The sequence below is a fragment of the Streptomyces sp. MnatMP-M17 genome (genome assembly GCF_900091995.1).
GTDB lineage: Bacteria > Actinomycetota > Actinomycetes > Streptomycetales > Streptomycetaceae > Streptomyces.
Genome location: NZ_FMDK01000474.1, coordinates 1 through 20,145 on the forward strand (window position 1 = coordinate 1; position 20,145 = coordinate 20,145).

The 20,145-nt window shown below is 68.2% G+C and carries 16 protein-coding genes; all 16 read right to left on the bottom strand.

Going from position 1 to position 20,145, the window contains the following annotated elements; all coding sequences use genetic code 11:
- Positions 1-367: TIGR03936 family radical SAM-associated protein (locus GA0115259_RS21295; RefSeq protein ID WP_141716646.1), on the bottom strand; the 367-nt coding region annotated here is incomplete at its 3' end.
- A gap of 267 nt (positions 368-634) precedes the next feature.
- The gene (locus GA0115259_RS21300) at positions 635-1,171 is read right to left on the bottom strand and encodes a GNAT family N-acetyltransferase (protein ID WP_093599591.1); all 537 of its coding nucleotides are present in this window, start codon (positions 1,169-1,171) and stop codon (positions 635-637) included.
- An 87-nt stretch (positions 1,172-1,258) separates the two neighbouring features.
- Complete coding sequence (locus GA0115259_RS21305) at positions 1,259-1,747, bottom strand: Ig-like domain-containing protein (protein ID WP_256098069.1); 489 nt, start codon at positions 1,745-1,747, stop codon at positions 1,259-1,261.
- A gap of 259 nt (positions 1,748-2,006) precedes the next feature.
- Positions 2,007-3,059 (bottom strand): IPT/TIG domain-containing protein, encoded by a 1,053-nt coding sequence (locus GA0115259_RS21310; RefSeq protein ID WP_093599597.1) that lies wholly within the window; start codon positions 3,057-3,059, stop codon positions 2,007-2,009.
- 154 nt (positions 3,060-3,213) lie between these two features.
- Positions 3,214-3,957, bottom strand: coding sequence for an IPT/TIG domain-containing protein (locus GA0115259_RS21315; RefSeq protein ID WP_093599600.1), 744 nt, complete (start codon positions 3,955-3,957; stop codon positions 3,214-3,216).
- Between the two features lie 519 nt (positions 3,958-4,476).
- Positions 4,477-6,426 carry a TIGR03960 family B12-binding radical SAM protein gene (locus tag GA0115259_RS21320; RefSeq protein WP_176732608.1) on the bottom strand — a complete coding sequence of 650 codons (1,950 nt, stop codon included), beginning with the start codon at positions 6,424-6,426 and terminating at the stop codon, positions 4,477-4,479.
- A 96-nt stretch (positions 6,427-6,522) separates the two neighbouring features.
- Positions 6,523-8,160, bottom strand: coding sequence for a CYTH and CHAD domain-containing protein (locus GA0115259_RS21325; protein ID WP_093599626.1), 1,638 nt, complete (start codon positions 8,158-8,160; stop codon positions 6,523-6,525).
- A 27-nt stretch (positions 8,161-8,187) separates the two neighbouring features.
- Complete coding sequence (gene rodA / locus GA0115259_RS21330; RefSeq protein WP_093599606.1) at positions 8,188-9,390, bottom strand: rod shape-determining protein RodA; 1,203 nt, start codon at positions 9,388-9,390, stop codon at positions 8,188-8,190.
- Between the two features lie 3 nt (positions 9,391-9,393).
- Entirely contained in the window at positions 9,394-11,568 is a 2,175-nt protein-coding gene (gene mrdA / locus GA0115259_RS21335) for a penicillin-binding protein 2 (RefSeq protein ID WP_093599609.1), read from the bottom strand.
- On the bottom strand, positions 11,565-12,236 hold the full coding sequence (gene mreD, locus GA0115259_RS21340) for a rod shape-determining protein MreD (protein WP_093599612.1): 672 nt from the start codon (positions 12,234-12,236) through the stop codon (positions 11,565-11,567). The genes mrdA and mreD overlap by 4 nt, the downstream gene beginning before the upstream one ends.
- An 11-nt stretch (positions 12,237-12,247) precedes the next feature.
- Entirely contained in the window at positions 12,248-13,339 is a 1,092-nt protein-coding gene (mreC, locus tag GA0115259_RS21345; RefSeq protein ID WP_093599615.1) for a rod shape-determining protein MreC, read from the bottom strand.
- Between the two features lie 115 nt (positions 13,340-13,454).
- Positions 13,455-14,474: a rod shape-determining protein gene (locus tag GA0115259_RS21350; RefSeq protein WP_046498926.1), complete on the bottom strand. Its 1,020-nt coding sequence runs from the start codon at positions 14,472-14,474 to the stop codon at positions 13,455-13,457.
- A gap of 274 nt (positions 14,475-14,748) precedes the next feature.
- Positions 14,749-15,162 (bottom strand): nucleoside-diphosphate kinase, encoded by a 414-nt coding sequence (gene ndk, locus GA0115259_RS21355; protein WP_066949757.1) that lies wholly within the window; start codon positions 15,160-15,162, stop codon positions 14,749-14,751.
- Positions 15,163-15,225: 63 nt separating this feature from the next.
- Positions 15,226-15,639, bottom strand: coding sequence for a DUF4233 domain-containing protein (locus GA0115259_RS21360; protein ID WP_093599618.1), 414 nt, complete (start codon positions 15,637-15,639; stop codon positions 15,226-15,228).
- A 5-nt stretch (positions 15,640-15,644) separates the two neighbouring features.
- Positions 15,645-17,159 carry a bifunctional tetrahydrofolate synthase/dihydrofolate synthase gene (locus tag GA0115259_RS21365; RefSeq protein ID WP_093599621.1) on the bottom strand — a complete coding sequence of 505 codons (1,515 nt, stop codon included), beginning with the start codon at positions 17,157-17,159 and terminating at the stop codon, positions 15,645-15,647.
- Between the two features lie 136 nt (positions 17,160-17,295).
- Positions 17,296-19,917, bottom strand: coding sequence for a valine--tRNA ligase (locus GA0115259_RS21370; RefSeq protein ID WP_093599624.1), 2,622 nt, complete (start codon positions 19,915-19,917; stop codon positions 17,296-17,298).
- Positions 19,918-20,145: the final 228 nt, after the last annotated feature.

Sequence of the window (20,145 nt, forward strand, 5' to 3'; positions counted from 1 at the left end):
GCGCCTCGCCGCCGCCCAGCCGCAGCTCCCAGACCGAAGCGGTCAGCCGGTCGGCGAGTCCCGACGTACGGGCCTCGACGGCGTCGACGATGTCGAGTCCGGCCGGCAGCGACTCGTCCAGCAGCTCACGCAGCTTGTCCGGGTCGCGCGCCTCCGCCAGGGCGATCTCCAGGAACTCGGCCTCACTGCCCGTGCCGGTGGGTGCGGCATTGGCGTACGAGACCTTCGGGTGCGGCGTGAACCCCGCCGAGTACGCCATCGGCACATCGGCGCGGCGCAGCGCCCGCTCGAAAGCGCGCTGGAAGTCACGGTGGCTGGTGAACCGGAGGCGGCCGCGCTTGGTGTAGCGCAGTCGGATGCGCTGCACCGCCGGTGCGGGTGGCGGGCCTTCGGGCTGTCGCTTGCCCAGTGCTTCTTCTCCTCGGTGCGGGCGGTACGCGGTGACGCGCCGCCCTCGGACGTGGGGTGACCCCCGGGTCCCGGCTCAGTCCCGCTTCCGCGAGCAGATCTCAGGTGCGGGCTCCGCGCCGGGGACGATCGTTGTACTACCCAGAGTACGCGTAACGCCCTCCGACAGTTCCCCAGCCTTCTACGGACGAGGCGCGCGGAGGAGGCCCTGTCCGGTCGGGACGCGTCAGACGGCCGCCGTTCCGATCCAGAAGCGCAGTTTTCCGCCGCGCTCGTCCTCCAGCACTCCGCCCGCCGACTCGATCACCTTGCGCGAGGCGGTGTTCGTGGTGTCGCACGTGACGAGGACGGACTCGATACCGAGCCCGCGCGCGACCGGGATGGCCTCACTCAGCATCGCGGTCGCATGGCCGCGCCGACGGGCGCTGGGACGTACGGCATAGCCGATATGGCCGCCCAGCTCACGCAGAAAAGGGTTGAGGCGGTGGCGGATGGCGAGGCGTCCGAGAAAGGTGTCGCCGTCGACGTACCAGAGCGTGGTGTTGGGCACCCAGCCGTCGACGCGCGCAGTCTCCTCCAGCGGCTCGGCGTTGAGCCGGTCCACATACGTCGCGAAGATCTCGGGCCGGTGCCAGCTCGCCGCGAACTCCTCCATCTCATGGAGCAGCAGGGCCCGTTCGCCCGCGCCCTCCGCCACGAACTCCGCCATCGCGTCGAGGAAGGAACCCTGGATCCGTACGTCGGGAGCGATGAACCGCGGCATCCGCCCATTGTGCCGCCGCACGCGCGCGCCCGGCCACGGATTACCCGTGACCGGGCGCGGCTGCCCGCGACCGGGCGTGTACAGGTCTCAGTCGATGTTGATCTCGTTGTGGATGTCGCCGACCGTGAAGTTGACCAGGCCCAGGCCACCGCAGGCAAGGAGACAGAGCCGGCCCGGAGGTGTCGGAGGCACCGGCGTCTCCGACACCGTGACCGTCGTCTCGGCGTTCGAGGCGCCGCAGTCGGTGTTGCCGTTGTACGCGGCGGTGATCGTGTGCGTGCCTGTCGTACTGAAGGTGGTCGTGTACGACGCCTGACCGCCGGCATCGACCGGCACGGTGTTCAGCAGGTCACTGCCGTCGAAGAACGTCACTCCGAGGCCGCCGCTGGGATCCGCCGTGCAGGAGACCGTGGCGCTCAGCACCACGGACTGCCCGACGGACGCCGACGACGGTGTCGCCTGGACGGTGGTCGAGGACGGCACCGCCGCTGCCGCCGGTGAAGCAAAGGCGACCACCGTGGCCACCGCCGCGAAGGTCACCGTTTTCCACATCTTCCGCTCTTGCAAAAGCCTCACTGCTTCGACTCCTCGATCGGCCCTTGGGGACGATTTCGTTTCGCTGATTCGGAAACGAGACCGTAGAACGCGCATCGTGGGCCGACGGGGAGCTGTCGGCGTGATCGGCCCGCATGGGCCAGAGGGATCACCCGTCCGAGCGGATACGTTTCTTCTTACGGTTGTGCCGCTTCTCCTTACGCTTTTCGACGCTTTTTGACATCCGAATGACGCAAAATGACGCGGCATATCAAAGCCGCATCAGATCTGGCGTACCCGATCAGATCTGCGGAGGCGGCACGCGCAGATACGTCAGGGAATTACTCGTTCCGCCGAGAGTGATGACGCTGACGGCGACGGAGCCCGCGGGACCGGCCGGTGCGAGCGCGGCAATGGCGGTGTCCGAGAGCACGGTGAATCCGGCGGGCGTGACACCGAAGCGCACGGTGGTCGCGGTGGTCAGAGCGGTGCCGGTGAGCATGACACCGGATCCGGCGCTCGTCGGTCCCTGACCGGGAGCAAGGGCGGTGAGTACCGGCGCCTGTACGTAGGTGTAGTTGAGGGAGTTGCTGGTGCCGCCCGGAGCGGTGACGGTGAGCGCGACCGTACCGGTACCGGCGGGCGCGACAGCGGTGATGTGCGTCGCGGAGTCAACGACGTAACTCGTGGCGGGCGTACCGCCGAAGGTGACCGCCGTGGCGCCGGCGAGACCGGTGCCGCTGACGGCGACCGTGGTGCCACCGGACGAAGCGCCCTGATAGGGCGTGACGGAGATGAGCGCGGGCGCGCCCAGATAGAAGTAGTAGACGGGCCCTGTGGTACCGCCGAGCGTGGTGACCGTGACCGGCACGGCGCCTGTGCCCGCGGGCGCGACGGCGGTGATGTGCGTGGTGGAGTCGACGACGTAACTGGTCGCAGGAGTGCCGCCGAAGGTGACCGCCGTGACTCCGGTGAAGCCGGTGCCGGTGAGGCCGACCGAGGTACCGCCGGCCGAAGGTCCCTGACTGGGCGAGAGCGCGGTCAGTGTCGGCGTCGGCGCATAGGTGTAGTTGACGGCGTTGCTGGTGAAGCCGGGAACCCTGACGGTGACGGGAACGGTGCCCGTACCGGGCGGAGTTGTCGCGGTGATCTGGATCGCCGAGTTGACGGTGTAGGTGAGGGCAGGAGTAGCACCGAAGTTGACCGCGGTCACTCCGACGAAACCGCTGCCGTTCAAGGTCACGCTGCTGCTGCCTGCCGAGGGCCCCACGTTGGGTACGACCGAGTTGAGAACGGGCGCGGCGGCGACGGCGGTTGGCCGTGCCGCTCCTGCCGCTTGGTCGCTGTTTTCCACGGTGTCTCCCGTAACTGGTCGTCGGCCCGGGAAGGGCGGAGATGGCTGATCGGACGGTCTCGAAGGCCTGGATGGGATCGAAGGTTTACGCGGCCACTTCGCGAAGTGGCCGCGTAAACCCTTGTGAAGTACCGGCCGCTCTATGGAAAAGCGGTCAGATACCGGGACCCGCGACGTACGTGAACCCGTCCGTCGCGGTGGCGCTGCCCGCGTCGTTGCTCACGACGACATCGACGGGACCGGCCGCGCCGGGCGGAGTGACGGCCGACACCGCGGTGTCGGAGATCACCGTGAAGGGCGCCGGGTTGCCGTCGAAGGTGACACTGTTGGTGCTGGTGAGACCGGTACCGGCCACCGTCACCGCAGTTCCGCCGGCCGTCGGTCCCTCGGCGGGAGTGACGGTCGTGACGGTCGGGACGGCCACGTACGTGAACGAGAGCCCGTTGTTGGTGCCTCCGGCCGTGGTGACACTGACTCCGACCGAACCGGCCGCGCCGGCCGGTGCGGTAACGGTGATCTGACCGTCCGACACCACTGTCGGCACGGCGGTGTTGGCGCCGAAGGCGACACTGGTGGCGCTGGAGAGACCGGTGCCGTTGATGGTGACGAGCGTGCCGCCCGCCGTCGATCCGGAAGTCGGGCTCAGAGTCTGCTTGAACGGTGCGCCGACGTAGTAGAACGGGATCGGGTTGCTGGTCCCGCCCGGAGTGGTCACGGTGACGCCGACCGCGCCGTTGCCGGCCGGGGAGACGGCGGTGACCTGGGTGGGCGAGACATTGGTGACGGAGGTGGCGGACCGGGTGCCGAAACGCACCGCGGTCGTGCCGCTGAGATTGGTCCCGGTGATCGTGACGAGCGTGCCGCCGCCACTGGATCCCTGGGTCGGACTGATGGGCATGGGAGATTCCTCCTCGCTCGGAATGCGGTACATTGCCGAGCAGTGGTCGGGCATTCGGACTCGCATAGGTCCCGGATCGGGGCGGGTCGGCTCTCGTGTCCACTGTGGTGACTCGATGGCTTTGCGTCGGCGTCGGAATGCGGTTCGAGCCTCTCGCGCCGCACGTAAAGCCATTGAGGAACACGTCCCGGGCGAGTAGTCGCGTGCGCGCCCAGGGGTCGGTTCGCCTCTCTTCGAGGATTTCTGCGTCCGCCGATGCGGAGACTTCAGTCACCCATCCGAGTGATGCTCGCAGCAAGAGATTTAACACGAAGTCACTCTTTCGGCCGAGCGCACCAAGACGTGAAAAACAGGCGCACTTACCGCGCATTCACGAATAGCGGATCATAGAACTATTGATCCCGTGCCCTCGTCGGCGGCGCGGCACGACGAAGGGGCCTCGGTCCTCGGACCTCGACCCCTTCGGGACATCCTCCGCCTCGCCCGGCCCTCCCGGCCCGGCTCAGCTCACAGCTCTCGTCAGCCCGCGCCCGCTCCGGGCCCGGCGTTGACCACCGTCAGCGGCAGCAGCTTCTTGCCCGTCGGGCCGATCTGGATGTCGAGATCGAGCTGAGGGCAGACACCGCAGTCGAAGCACGGCGTCCAGCGGCAGTCCTCGACCTCGGTCTCGTCCAGCGCGTCCTGCCAGTCCTCCCAGAGCCAGTCCTTGTCGAGACCGGAGTCCAGATGGTCCCAGGGCAGGACCTCCTCGTAGGTGCGCTCACGGGTCGTATACCAGGCGACGTCCACGCCGTGCTCGGGCAGCGTCTTCTCCGCGCACGCCATCCAGCGGTCGTACGAGAAGTACTCCCGCCAGCCGTCGAACCGGCCGCCGTCCTCGTACACCGCGCGGATGACCGCGCCGATACGCCGGTCGCCGCGCGAGAGCAGGCCCTCCACGATGCCGGGCTTGCCGTCGTGGTAGCGGAAGCCGATCGAGCGGCCGTACTTCTTGTCGCCGCGGATCTTGTCGCGGAGCTTCTCAAGACGCGCGTCGGTCTCCTCGGCACCGAGCTGCGGCGCCCACTGGAACGGCGTGTGCGGCTTGGGCACGAAGCCGCCGATCGAGACCGTGCAGCGGATGTCGTTCTGTCCGGAGACCTTCCGGCCCTCGGCGATGACCTTGACGGCCATGTCACCGATCTGGAGGACGTCCTCGTCGGTCTCGGTCGGCAGACCGCACATGAAGTACAGCTTCACCTGACGCCAGCCGTTGCCGTAGGCCGTGGAGACCGTACGGATCAGGTCCTCCTCCGAGACCATCTTGTTGATGACCTTGCGCAGCCGCTCGGAGCCGCCCTCGGGCGCGAAGGTCAGCCCGGACCTGCGGCCGTTCCTCGTCAGCTCGTTGGCCAGATCGACATTGAACGCGTCGACACGCGTCGACGGCAGGGAGAGACCGATCTTGTCCGCCTCGTACCGGTCGGCGAGTCCCTTGGCGATGTCACCGATCTCGCTGTGGTCGGCGGAGGAGAGCGAGAGCAGGCCGACCTCCTCGAAGCCGGTCGCCTTCAGGCCCTTCTCGACCATCTCGCCGATGCCGGTGATGCTCCGCTCGCGCACCGGGCGCGTGATCATGCCGGCCTGGCAGAAGCGGCAGCCGCGCGTACAGCCGCGGAAGATCTCCACGGACATCCGCTCATGGACGGTCTCCGCGAGCGGTACGAGCGGCTGCTTGGGGTAGGGCCACTCGTCCAGGTCCATGACGGTGTGCTTGGACACCCGCCACGGCACACCGCTCCTGTTCGGTACGACACGGCCGATACGCCCGTCCGGCAGATACTCGACGTCGTAGAAGCCCGGTACGTACACACCGCCCGTCTTGGCGAGCCGGAGAAGGACCTCCTCGCGCCCGCCCGGGCGGCCCTCCGCCTTCCAGGCGCGGACGATCTCGGTGATCTCCAGGACGGCCTGCTCGCCGTCGCCGATCACCGCGCAGTCGATGAACTCCGCGATCGGCTCGGGATTGAAGGCCGCGTGACCGCCCGCGAGGACGATGGGATGGTCGACCGTACGGTCCCGGGCCGCCAGCGGGATGCCCGCGAGGTCCAGGGCGGTGAGCATATTGGTGTAGCCCAGCTCGGTGGAGAAGCTCAGCCCGAAGATGTCGAAGGCGGAGACCGGGCGGTGCGAGTCCACCGTGAACTGCGGCACCTTGTGCTCGCGCATCAGCTCTTCGAGGTCCGGCCAGACGCTGTACGTACGCTCGGCGAGCACGCCCTCGCGCTCGTTCAGCACCTCGTAAAGGATCATGACGCCCTGGTTGGGCAGTCCGACCTCATAGGCGTCCGGATACATCAGCGCCCAGCGGACGTCGCACGCGTCCCAGTCCTTGACGGTGGAGTTCAGCTCGCCGCCGACGTATTGGATCGGCTTCTGCACATGCGGGAGCAGGGCTTCGAGCTGTGGGAAGACCGATTCAGGCATCACGGATCTTTCGTGGACCGACAGTGGGTGGACCGACGGTGGATCGACAGAAGACCGTCGGTGGGCCGACAAGGCTGGCCATCCAGACTACCCCGGTGCTCAGCCGGTCAGATCCGCCCTCAGCCCCGGTGCCGACGCCCGCTCCCACACCTGCGGCAGCTCCCGCTCCCGGGCCGCGGCCTGGGCCTCCTCATGGCCGTGCAGCAGGCCCCAGGTGAAGGCGGACTCGCCCGCCGCGTGGGCGCGGATACCGAGGTCACGGAGGGCGTCACGGGCCACCACACTGTCCTGGTGGTCACCGAGCACGGTCTGTACGGCCTTCATCCGCTTGATGAACCGCTGAGCGGGCCTGCCCAGCGCGGGCAGGGCCGCCTCGGCCGCGTAACGGGCGCGCTTGGCCGCCTTGCGGGCGTTGTGGAGGGCGATGTCACGATCCTCGCCCGGCGGAAGCTCCAGCGCCTGCTCGACGCGACCGGCCAGCCGCCGGTAGTCCTTGAGGATCGCCGCGGGCAGTACCTTCCCGGGGCGGTTCGCCGCGGCGGGCCGCAGCAACGGCGGATCGGCGAGCAGCGCGTCGAGGCTGTCCAGCAGGGCCAGATACCGCTCGCTGTCGAGTACGGCGACGGCCTGGCTCCGCGAGCCCGCGCGGCGGCCGGCGTTCCAGATCCTGAGCCGGGCGCGCACCGGGCCGAGCAGCAGTGTCCCCGGCAGCTCGGCGATCCGGGAGAGCAGCCGTTCGTTGAGGACCTCCTGGTCACGGTCGATACCCAGCTCCGCCGCGAGCCACTTCAGCTCCTCACCGATGGGATCGGTCAGGGACCGGTCGACGACCTTGCCGTACGTGCGGAACGCGGAGCGCATCCGGCGGGTGGCGACGCGTAGCTGGTGCACGGAGTCCGGCAGATCGCGGCGGACGGCGGGATCCTGGGCGACGATCGCATCGGCCTGGACGCGCAGATAGGCGAGCACATGCTCGGCGGCGGTGACCGGCGTCTTGGCGCCCTTGCCCTTCGCGCGCTTGGCCTTCGCGCCCTTTACGCCCTTTCCGACTACGCCCTTGCCGACCGGCTTCCCGGCGCCCTCGTCCTTCGCGCCCTGCGCGCCCTTCCCGGTGCCCGCGCGCGCCGTCTCCGTCAGCGCCCTGCTCAGCTTCGACGCGGCGGACGCGGGACGCAGCCCGGCCTTGCGCAGCTTCTTGTCCACCGCGTCCAGCAGCGCCGGATCGGCGTCGTCCGTCAGCTCCACCTCGACCTCGGTCCACGAGGTGGCGACCACGGTGTCACCGAGGCGCTGCGCCCGTACGGTGTCGACGCTGACCTCCGCCAGCGGAGCGCCGTCGCCGCCGAGCAGCCGGCTGATGTCGCGCGAGGTGCGCAGCCGTACGACCGGAATCAGCCGCGCGTCGCGGATCCGGGAGCGGAGCAGGGCGGTCAGCTCCTCGGGGACGGTGTCGGCCAGCGGCGCCCGGATCTCGTCACGGACACCCGGCGAGACGGGCAGCTTGAGATGCCAGCCCGCGTCGTCGCCGCCCGTTCTGCGCCGGAGCGTGAGGGAGCCGGCGGCCAGACGCAGATCAGCCGTGTCGTAGTAGACCGCGTCGAGCTCCACGACACCGTCGGCGCGTACGGCGTCTACTCCCTTGGCCCGGGCCAGATCCGGCAGCCCGGGCACTCCGCCGTCCCTGGAACGGCTCGGGAGTTCGTACTTACGTTCGATCTCTCGCTTCGTTTCCGCCATACTCTGGAACATACCCGCGAATTACCGTCATAGGGCCGCCAGCGGTCGCTGCACCCGGATCGACTGGAGCAGTCCCACCGCGATCCAGACCGCGAACATCGACGTACCGCCGTACGACACGAACGGCAGCGGCAGCCCGGCCACCGGCATGATGCCCAGCGTCATCCCGATGTTCTCGAAGGACTGGAACGCGAACCAGGTGATGATGCCACCCGCGATGATCGTCCCGTACAGATCGGTCGCCTCCCGGGCGATCCGGCAGGCCCGCCACAGCACCACACCGAGCAGCAGCAGGATCAGCCCGGCACCGACGAATCCCAGCTCCTCGCCCGCGACCGTGAACACGAAGTCCGTCTGCTGCTCGGGCACGAACTGCCCGGTGGTCTGCGAGCCCTTGAAGAGCCCGGTACCGGTCAGTCCGCCCGAGCCGATCGCGATCCGCGCCTGGTTGGTGTTGTAGCCGACGCCCGCCGGATCCAGCTCCGGATTGGCGAAGGCCGCGAAGCGGTTGATCTGGTACTCGTCCAGCACGCCGAGCGCCGCGACCGCGACCGCTCCGATCGCACCGGCGCTCACCAGCCCGAAGATCCACCGGTTGGAGGCGCCCGAGGCGAGCAGCACGCCGAGCACGATCACCACCATGACCATCACCGAACCAAGGTCCGGCATCATCATCACGATGATCATCGGGACCACCGCGAGACCGAGCGACTTCGCGACGATCCAGTGGTCCGGATGCTCCTGGTCGCCCGCGTCCACCCGGGCCGCCAGCATCATCGCCATGCCGAGGATGATCGTGACCTTCACGAACTCGGACGGCTGGAGCGAGAAGCCTCCGGGAAGCAGGATCCAGGCGTGCGCGCCGTTGATGGTGGCGCCCAGCGGTGTGAGCACCAGTACGACCAGCACGACGGAGAGCCCGTAGAGCGCCGGCACCGCGCCTCGCAGAGTGCGGTGCCCGAGCCAGATCGTGCCGGCCATCAAAGCGAAACCGATACCGGTGTTGAGCAGATGGCGCAGCAGGAAGAAGTACGGATCGCCCTGGTTGAGCTGCGTACGGTTACGGGTCGCCGACCAGACCAGCAGCGAGCCCAGCAGCGACAGCGCCAGTGCCGAGAACATCAGCGGCCAGTCGAGCCTGCGCACCATCGAGTCACGGGCCGCGAGCCGGGTCCATGTGCCGCGCTGCGGACCGTATCCGGAGACCGAGAAGCCACCTGGGCCGGCCATCGCTCAGTCCCTCCGTGCGGTGGTCACCGCGGGCGGGCCCGCGAGAAGCTGGGGCTCCAGTGGTTCCTTCGGCGGCTCGTACGGTTCGACCTTCGGCGCGTCGATGGAGCCGTCGGGCTGGATCTTGGGCAGTTCCGTGCGCGGCTCGGGCATAAGGGCCTTGCTGAGGTCCTGCTCGCCCTTCGCGTTCAGTCCGTACATCGCCTCGTAGATCTTCCGTACCGCGGGCCCGGAGGCTCCGGAGCCGGTACCACCCTGGGAGATCGTCATGATGATCGTGTAATCGCTGGTGTACGACGAGAACCACGAGGTCGTCTGCTTGCCGTAGACCTCGGCCGTACCCGTCTTGGCGTGCATCGGGATCTGCTTCTGCGGCCAGCCGCCGAACCGCCAGGCGGCGGAGCCACGCGTGGTCACGGCCGCGAGAGCCTCGTCTATCAAGTCGCGCGTCTTCGCGTCGAACGGCAGCTTGCCATGGGACTTGGGCTCGATGATCTTGGTCTGCTTGCCGTCGGCACTGACGATCGCCTTGCCGACGACCGGGTTGTAGAGAGTGCCGCCGTTGGAGATCGCCGAGTAGATGGTCGCCATCTGGATCGGTGTGACGAGGATGTCGCCCTGGCCGATCGAGTAGTTGACGGAGTCACCGGCGCGCATCAGATTGCCTTCGAGACAGCCTTCGTAGGCGAGCTGCTGGACATAGGTGCCGCCCTTCTTGCCCTGCTTGCACCAGCTCTCCTTGTTGGCCTCCCAGAACTTCTGCTTCCACTCGCGGTCCGGTACCCGGCCGGTGACCTCGTTGGGCAGGTCGATACCGGTCTCCTTGCCGAGGCCGAACTGATGGGCCGTCCTGTAGAACCAGTTCTTGGCGTCCTTCTTGGGCTTCAGACCGCCGTCCTTGAGCCACTCCTTGTGCGCGAGCCCGTAGAAGACGGTGTCGCAGGAGACTTCGAGAGCCTTGCCGAGGCTGATGCTGCCGTAGCCCCGGGACTCGAAGTTCTGGAAGGTCTGGCCGCCGATGCTGTACGAACTGGGGCAGGGATAGCTGCCGTTGAAGTCGTAGCCGGCGTTGACCGCGGCGGTCGAGGAGACGACCTTGAAGATCGAGCCGGGCGCCGCCTGGCCTTGGATGGCCCGGTTCAGCAGCGGGAAGTTGGACTTTTTGCTGGTGAGTTTGGCGTAGTCCTTGGCGGAGATACCGCCCACCCAGGCGTTGGGATCGTAGGTCGGCTGGGAGGCCATCGCGACGACACGGCCGGTCTTCGCCTCCATCACGACCACGGCTCCGGAGTCCGCCTTGTAGGGCGTGTTGGTGTTGCGGTCCATCTCCTTGCGGGCGGCCTTCATGGCCTCGTTCAGCTCGTACTCGGCGACGGCCTGCACACGCGCGTCGATGGAGGTGACGACATGGGCGCCGGGCTCGGCCACGTCGCTGCGGGCCTGTCCGATGACACGGCCCAGATTGTCGACCTCGTAGCGGGTGACACCGGCCTTGCCGCGCAGCGCCTTGTCGTACGTACGCTCAAGGCCCGAGCGGCCCACCTGGTCGGAGCGGAGATACGGCGAGTCGGTGTCGTGCGCCTTGGTGATCTCCGCGTCGGTGACGGGCGAGAGATAGCCCAGCACCTGGGCGGTGTTGGCGAGACCGGGCGCGGTGTAGCGGCGTACGGCGGTGGGCTCGGCGGTGATCCCGGGAAAGTCCTCGGCGCGCTCACGGATCTGGAGCGCCTGCTGGGTGGTGGCCTCGTCGGTGATCGGGATCGGCTGGTACGGCGAACCGTTCCAGCAGGGCTGCGGAGTCTTCGCGTCGCAGAGCCTGACCTTGTCCATCACGTCCTTGGGTTTCATCCCGAGGACATCGGCGAGCCTGGTCAGTACGTCCTTGCCGCCGTCGTCCATCTTCATCAGGTCCGTACGGCTGGTGGAGACGACGAGCCGTGTCTCGTTGTCGGCGAGCGGAACGCCTCGGGTGTCGAGGATCGAACCGCGCACGGCCGGCTGGACGACCTGCTGTACGTGGTTGCTCCTGGCCTCGTCCGTGTACTCCTGGCCGTTGCGGACCTGGAGATACCAGAGCCGGCCGCCGAGCGTGAGGAGCAGGGAGAGGACGAGGACCTGGATGACGATGAGCCGGATCTGGACCCGCTGTGTCCGCCCGGTCTCCGGGATATTGCTCAAAGCCGCTTGACCCCCTTGATACGTCCCGCCCTGGCCGCGCGGTTACGGGCGGCCCTGACCCACAGTCCGCCGCGCTGGCTGCCGATCCGCAGTCCCGTGCCGGTGGCCTGCCAGCCCGAGGAGACATCGGAGCCGCCGCCGCTCTTCTCGGTCCCGGCGAGCGGATCGTTCTCGGCGCGTCTGGCCAGCCACATGATCAGCGGTACGACGAACGGCGCGAGCAGCAGATCGTAGACGGCGGCGGAGAACAGCAGGCCCGCGAGGCCCACATGGCGGGCGGCGCCGTCACCGACGAGGGCGCCCACCGCCGCGTACAGCAGTGTCGAACCGACCGCCGCGACCACGACCGCAGCCATCGGGGCGAGCGCCGATCTCATCTGGCCCTTCTCGGGCCGTGCGAGGCCCGCGAGATAGCCGATCACACAGAGCACCAGGGCATAGCGCCCGGCCGCGTGGTCGGCGGGCGGTGCCAGATCAGCCAGCAGTCCGGCGCCGAAGCCGATGAACGCGCCGCCGACATGCCCGTACACAAAGGCCAGCGCGAGGACGGTGAGCAGCGTCAGATCGGGAACGGCGCCGGGAAGCTGGAGTCTGGCGAGGATGGACACCTGGACGACCATGGCCACCACGACCAGCGTGGTGGAGAGCAGAATCCGGTTGAAGCGCATGGGAATCAGCCCTACTCCTGGTCGTCCGCTTGGCCGTCGGGGTTGTCTTGCGCGTTGCCGTCGCCCGGTGGATTGCCTGGCGGATCGGCGGGCGGGACAGCCGGTGGATTGGCGGGCGGATTGCCCGTGCCGGCGCCCTGGTCCGTACCGCCCGCGATATCGGCGGCCTCGCCGTTGACTTCGAGATTGCCCTCGGGCGACGGAGTGACGGTGACCGTCACAGTGGGCGTCGGCTCGGCCTTGGGCTTGGGCGGCAGCACCGTGTCCCGCGGATCGGTCCTGGGCGCCTCGACCACCACACCGACGATGTCCAGCTTGGTGAACCCGACGAAGGGCCGTACATAGATGGTCCGGGTGAGATTGCCGCCGGACGGATCGACGCGTACGACCTGGCCGACCGGGACACCGGGCACGAAGGGCTTGTCCCTGCTGGAGCCGAAGGTCACCAGCCGGTCGCCCTTCTTCACCTTCGACTTGCCGTTGAGGAGCTGGACGGAGAGCGGACGGTCGCCCTGTCCGGAGGCGAAGCCCAGTTCGTCGGTCGCCTCCATCCGGGTACCCACGGTGAAGTCCGGGTCATTGGCGAGCAGTACGGTCGCGGTGCTCGGGCCGACGGTGGTGACACGGCCGACCAGCCCGTCGCCGTTGATGACCGTCATGTCGCGCTCGATGCCGTCGTCGGATCCCGCGTCGATGGTGACCGTCCAGGAGAAGCCCTGGGCCGCTCCTATGGCGATGACTTCGGCGCCCTTGATGCCGTACTGCCCGGCGCCCGCCTTCTTGAGCATCTTGTCGAGTTCCTGCACCCGGCTGCGGTTGCGGACATCGCTGCCGAGCTTGGTCTTGAGCGCGGTGTTCTCCTTCTGGAGCGCGGCGATACGGTCGTGCCGCGCGCCGGAGTCCCGTACGGCTCCTATGGCGTTGCCGACCGGATTCACCGCGGACGCGACACCGTTCTCCACCGGGCCGAAGACCGCCGCGGCGGCCCGCCGCGCGCCGTCGACCGGTGAGCCCTCACCACCGCGGATATCCACCGTGATCAGTGCGAACGCGATGGCGACCAGCAGCACCAGGAGCAGCCGGCTCTCTCGTGTGTCCCTCACGTGCGGCGGCCGTGCCTTCCTCGTAGGAATGTTTCAGCGTGGATCGGGGATATCGGCGATCCGCCGTACGGGAGGTCCGGGGGAGCGGATTCCGTACGGCGGAGCGTGGAGCGCGTCAACGACGGGGCTGGGCGTCCAGCACCTGCTGGAGCGCCTCGAACTCCTCGACGCACTTGCCGGCTCCGAGCGCGACGGAGTCCAGCGGATCCTCGGCGATATGGATGGGCATTCCGGTCTCCCGGCGCAGCCGCTCGTCAAGACCGCGCAGCAGGGCGCCGCCGCCCGTGAGCACGATCCCACGGTCCATCACATCGCCGGACAGCTCGGGCGGGCACTTGTCGAGTGTGGTCTTCACCGCGTCGACGATCGAGTTGACCGGCTCTTCGATGGCCTTGCGCACCTCGGCGGCGGAGATGACCACGGTCTTCGGCAGCCCGGAGACCAGATCACGGCCGCGGATCTCGGTGTGCTCGTCCTTGTCGAGGTCGTACGCGGAACCGATGGTGATCTTGATGCTCTCGGCGGTCCGCTCACCCAGAAGGAGGGAGTACTCCTTCTTGATGTGCTGGATGATCGCGTTGTCCAACTCGTCGCCGGCGACACGGATCGACTGTGCCGTGACGATTCCGCCGAGAGAGATCACCGCGACCTCGGTGGTGCCGCCGCCGATGTCGACCACCATGTTGCCGGTGGCCTCGTGGACCGGCAGCCCTGAGCCGATGGCGGCGGCCATGGGCTCCTCGATGATGTGCACCTGACGCGCGCCGGCCTGGGTGGAGGCCTCGATGACGGCACGGCGCTCGACACCCGTGATACCCGAGGGCACACAGACGACCACGCGCGGCCTGGCGAGATAACGACGCTTGTGGATCTTGAGAATGAAGTAGCGCAGCATGCGCTCGGTGATTTCGAAGTCGGCGATCACACCGTCCTTCAGCGGACGGACGGCAACGATGTTGCCCGGTGTCCGCCCGATCATCTTCTTCGCTTCGGCGCCGACCGCGAGAATGCCGCCTGTGTTGGTGTTGATGGCTACGACGGACGGTTCGTTGAGTACGATCCCCCGGCCTCTGACGTACACCAGCGTGTTGGCGGTCCCGAGGTCGACAGCCATGTCACGGCCGATGAACGACATGTTGTTCCCCATGAGGATGCGTCTGGCCTTCCCAGATAGAGCTTTGATGGCTTCTCAGGATGGCGAGGTGGGTGCTGTGGCTTGGAGGCTTCCATCGTAGTCACGCTTGTGCGGCGTCCGCTCGCTGGCCCGCCCCGCGAACTCGTCGGCCCACCTCGTCAAGAGTGACGAAGAGTCGGCCGAACGCGTTCCCGTAATGGCCCCGCATATGCCCAAAGGCGACCGAATTCCTTCGGTCGCCTCAGGCGGTCGGCCTCGTTCGGCTGACCGACGGTCAGGAAAGGCCCGGAAAGAAAATTTTCAGTTCCCGAATGGCGGACTCCTCGGAGTCCGAGGCGTGGATCAGGTTCTCCCGGACAATGGTGCCGAAGTCCCCCCGGATGGACCCGGGCGCTGCGGCGATCGGGTCAGTAGGACCGGCGAGGGCGCGCACGCCCTCGATGACGCGCTCGCCCTCGACCACCAGGGCCACGACCGGGCCCGAGGCCATGAAGCCGAGCAGCGGCTCGTAGAAGGGCCGGCCCTTGTGCTCGCCGTAGTGCTGCTCCAGCGTCTCCTGGTCCAGCGTGCGCAGCTCAAGGGCGGTGATGGTCCAGCCCGCCTTGCGTTCGATACGGCCGATGATCTCGCCGATCAGCCCGCGCCTGACCGCGTCGGGCTTGAGGAGGACGAGAGTGCGCTCGGTCACGGTGCAGGCTCCTTCATGTGCGGGATGCAGGACCTAGAGGCTACAGGGCCCGGCCCGCGTCGATTACACAGCGTCAGCCTCTGCCGAGGCCTGTCCCGGGGCCCGTTCCTGGGCCTGCTCCCCGGACCCGGCCCGCTCCTGGGCCTCGGCCTGTTCCGCCCAGCGCGCCTTGGCCTGGTCGATCGCCCGCCCGTAGTGCACCGAGGCCCACCACAGGGCCGCGAAGATCGCACCCAGCGCGAACATCGCGGGCACCGCCACACCGCTCGCGACCAGCGCGATCTGGAGCGCCCAGCCGAGCTGCACACCACCGGGACGGGTGATCATCCCGCAGAGCAGCAGACACAGCACCATCGCGACACCGCAGACCGTCCAGACCGTGCCCACCGCCAGATCGTCCGACTTCATCGCGACCAGACCGGCGAAACCGATCACGAAGATCTCGGCGATCAGCGTCGACGCGCAGAGCGTACGCAAGGAATTCAGCTCCTCTTCAACAGCAGCCGGGCCTCGCCGACCGTGATCACCGAGCCGGTCACCAGCACTCCGGCGCCCGCGAACTCGGACTCGTCCTCGGCCAGTGTGATCGCCGCCTCCAGCGCGTCGTCCAGCCGCGGCTCGACCTGTACGCGGTCGTCACCGAAGACCTCCACCGCGACGGCGGCCAGCTCGTCCGCGTCCATCGCGCGGTAGCTCGAATTCTGGGTGACCACCAGCTCCGCGCAGATCGGCTCCAGCGCCTCCAGCACGCCGCGCACGTCCTTGCCGTCGCTCGCGCCCACCACACCGATCAGCCGGCTGAAGCCGAAGGACTCGGTGATGCCGTCGGCGGCGGCGCGCGCGCCCGCCGGATTGTGCGCGGCGTCCAGCACCACCGTGGGCGAACGCCGTACGACTTCGAGCCGGCCCGGCGAGAACACCGAAGCGAACGCCTTGCGGACGGTGTCCATGTCCAGCGGACGCGCGTGCTGGGCGCCGATACCGAAGAACGCCTCGACCGCCGCGAGCGCCACCGCCGCGTTGTGCGCCTGATGGGCGCCGTACAGCGGCAGGAAGACCTGTTCGTACTCACCGCCGAGACCGCGCAGGGTCAGCAACTGCCCGCCGACCGCGACCTCCCGGGCCACCACACCGAACTCCATGCCCTCGCGCGCGACCGTCGCGTCCACATCGACGGACTTCTTGAGCATCACCTGCGCCGCGTCCACCGGCTGCTGAGCCAGGATCACCGTCGCGCCCTGCTTGATGATCCCGGCCTTCTCCATGGCGATCTCACCGGGCGTCTTCCCGAGCCGGTCCGTGTGGTCCAGATCGATCGGCGTCACGACGGCGACGGTGGCGTCGATGACATTCGTCGCGTCCCAGGTGCCGCCCATGCCGACCTCGACCACGGCGACATCCACCGGCGCGTCCGCGAACGCCGCGTACGCCATGCCCGTCAGCACCTCGAAGAAGGAGAGCCGGTACTCCTGCATGCCGTCGACCATCTCGACATACGGCTTGATGTCCTCGTACGTCTCGATGAACCGCTCGGCGGAGACGGGCGCGCCGTCCAGACTGATCCGCTCGGTGATCGACTGGACATGCGGGCTGGTGTACCTGCCGGTACGGAGATCGAACGCGCCGAGCAGCGCCTCGATCATCCGGGCCGTGGACGTCTTGCCGTTGGTCCCGGTGATATGGATCGAGGGATACGTGCGCTGCGGATCGCCCAGCACATCCATCAGCCCGGCGATCCGGCTCACCGACGGATCGAGCTTCGTCTCGCCCCAGCGCCCGGCGAGCTCCTGCTCCACGGCGCGCAGCGCCTTGTCCACCTCGGGATCCTCGGGCCGCCCGGGCACGCCGTCGCCCTGCGCGGGCCCTGCCTGGGCGCGCAGCGTACGGCTGCCGGCCTCTATCACCGCCAGGTCGGGGTCGCGCTCGGTCTCGGCGGCGACGATCTCGTCGAAATCGTCGGGCTCGCCGGGCTGGTCGAATGGACGCTGCTCACTCACGCCACCAGTCTACGGAGCCCCACCGACAGCCCGGCCCCCCGGCCGGTCACGGGCCGAGGGGCCGAGCTCACACCTGCGTACGGGCACGTACGGGCGTGTACGAGCGTGTGTACAGACGTACGGGCGCGTACGGGCGTCAGTCCTGAGGCAGGGCCGCCACCTGGGCCGTGATCCGCTCGATGTCCGTCTCCGCCTTGGCGAGCCGGGCACGGATCTTCTCCACCACCTGATCGGGCGCCTTCGCGAGGAACGCCTCGTTGCCGAGCTTCGCCTCCGCCTGCGCCTTCTCCTTCTCCGCCGCGCCCAGATCCTTCGTCAGCCGCTTACGCTCCGCCTCGACGTCGATCGCGCCCGACAGGTCCAGCACCACCCGAGCGCCCCCGATCGGCAGCGTCGCCGTCGCGTGGAAGGACTCGCCCTCCGGCTGAAGGCGCAGCAGCCGGCGGATGGCCGCCTCGTGCGCCACCAGCGCCGTTCCGGACAGCTCCAGCCGCGCCGGCACCTTCTGCCCGGGCTGCATCCCCTGGTCGGCCTGGAACCGGCGGACCTCGGTGACGACCTGCTGAAGATGCCCGATCTCCCGCTCGGCCTCCGCGTCACGGAAGCCGCTGTCGGCCGGCCAGTCCGCGATGACGAGCGACTCCTTGCCGGTGAGCGTGGTCCACAGCGTCTCCGTGACGAACGGGACCACCGGGTGCAGCAGCCTCAGCATCACATCGAGGACCTCGCCCAGCACCCGCCCGGAGACCCGCGCCTGCGCGCCGCCCTCGAAGAAGGGGGTCTTGGACAGCTCGACGTACCAGTCGCAGACCTCGTCCCAGGCGAAGTGGTACAGCGCGTCGCTCAACTTCGCGAACTGGTAGTCCTCGTAGTACGCGTCGACCTGCGCGACCGTCGCGTTCAGCCGCGACAGGATCCAGCGGTCCGCCGCCGACAGCTCACCGGCCTCGGGCAGCGGGCCCTCGACCGTGGCGCCGTTCATCAGCGCGAAGCGTGTCGCGTTCCAGATCTTGTTCGCGAAGTTGCGCGACGCCTGGACCCAGTCCTCGCCGATCGGCACGTCCGCGCCGGGGTTGGCGCCACGGGCCAGGGTGAAGCGGACGGCGTCCGAGCCGTACGCGTTCATCCAGTCCAGCGGGTCCACCGAGTTCGGGTTGGACTTCGACATCTTCTTGCCGTGCTCGTCGCGGACGAGACCGGTCAGCGCGATCGTGTGGAACGGCGCCATACCGTCCATCGCGTACAGCCCGAACATCATCATCCTGGCGACCCAGAAGAAGATGATGTCGTGGCCGGTGAGCAGCACATCGGTCGGGTAGAACTTCTTGAGATCCGCGGTCTGTTCGGGCCAGCCGAGCGTCGAGAAGGGCCACAGACCGGAGGAGAACCAGGTGTCCAGGACGTCCGAGTCCTGCGTCCAGCCCTCGCCCGTGGGCGGCTCGTCGTCCGGTCCGACACACACGGTCTCGCCGTTCGGGCCGTACCAGACCGGGATGCGGTGGCCCCACCAGAGCTGGCGCGAGATGCACCAGTCATGCATGTTGTCGACCCAGTCGAAGTACCGCTTCGACAGATCCTCCGGATGGATCCTGACGCGCCCGTCCCGGACCGCGTCACCCGCGGCCTTCGCCAGCGGCTCGACCTTGACCCACCACTGGAGCGACAGCCGCGGCTCGATCGTCGTCTTGCAGCGCGAGCAGTGGCCCACGGAGTGGACGTACGGACGCTTCTCGGCGACGACGCGGCCCTGCTGGCGCAGCGCCTCCACGATCGCGGAGCGCGCCTCGAACCGGTCGAGTCCCTCGAACGGGCCCGGCGCGGTGATGACCGCGCGCTCGTCCATGATCGTCAGGGATTCGAGACCGTGCCGCTGGCCGATGGCGAAGTCGTTCGGGTCGTGCGCCGGTGTCACCTTGACCGCGCCCGTGCCGAACTCCGGGTCGACATGGGTGTCCGCGACGACCGGGATCGTACGGTTGGTGAGCGGAAGCTTGATCCGCTTGCCGATGAGATGCGCGTACCGCGGATCGTCGGGATGGACGGCGACGGCGGTGTCACCGAGCATCGTCTCGACCCGGGTCGTCGCGACGACGACCGTCTCGTCGCCCTCGCCGTACTTCAGCGAGACCAGCTCGCCGTCGTCCTCCTGGTAGTCCACCTCGATGTCGGAGATCGCGGTGAGACAGCGCGGACACCAGTTGATGATGCGCTCGGCGCGGTAGATCAGCTCGTCGTCGTAGAGCTTCTTGAAGATCGTCTGGACGGCCTTGGACAGCCCTTCGTCCATGGTGAAGCGCTCGCGCGACCAGTCGACGCCGTCGCCGAGCCGGCGCATCTGGCCGAGGATCCGGCCGCCGTACTCCTCTTTCCACTGCCAGACCCGCTCGACGAACTCGTCCCGCCCGATGTCCTGGCGGGACTTGCCCTCCTCGGCGAGCTGCTGCTCGACCTTGTTCTGCGTGGCGATACCGGCGTGGTCCATCCCGGGCAGCCACAGCGCCTCGTAGCCCTGCATCCGCTTGCGGCGGGTGAGGGCGTCCATCAGCGTGTGCTGGAAGGCATGCCCGAGGTGCAGCGTGCCGGTGACGTTCGGCGGCGGGATGACGATGGTGTACGGCTCTTTGCCGCTTTTCGCGTCGGCCTCGAAATAACCGCGGTCTACCCAGCGCTCATACAGCTTCCCCTCCACCTCGGCCGGCACATACTGGGTCGGCAGTTCGGGGTTGCTGGCTGGCTGCTGCTGAGTGTTCTCGGTCACGGGGTCAGTTTAGAGGTGTCACGGGCGCGTACTGAAACGGGATAGTTCGGTAACGGAGCCGCCCCGGACGGCCCAGGTCACCGTCCCTTCCGACAGGATGTTCGGAACGCATAAGTTTCTGGAGGGGACAGGACAGATGAGTTACAACCAGCCGGGCCCGTACGGTGGCCAGCCGCCTCAGCAGCCTGGGCCGTACGGTCAGCCGCAGCCCGGTCCTTACGGCCAGCA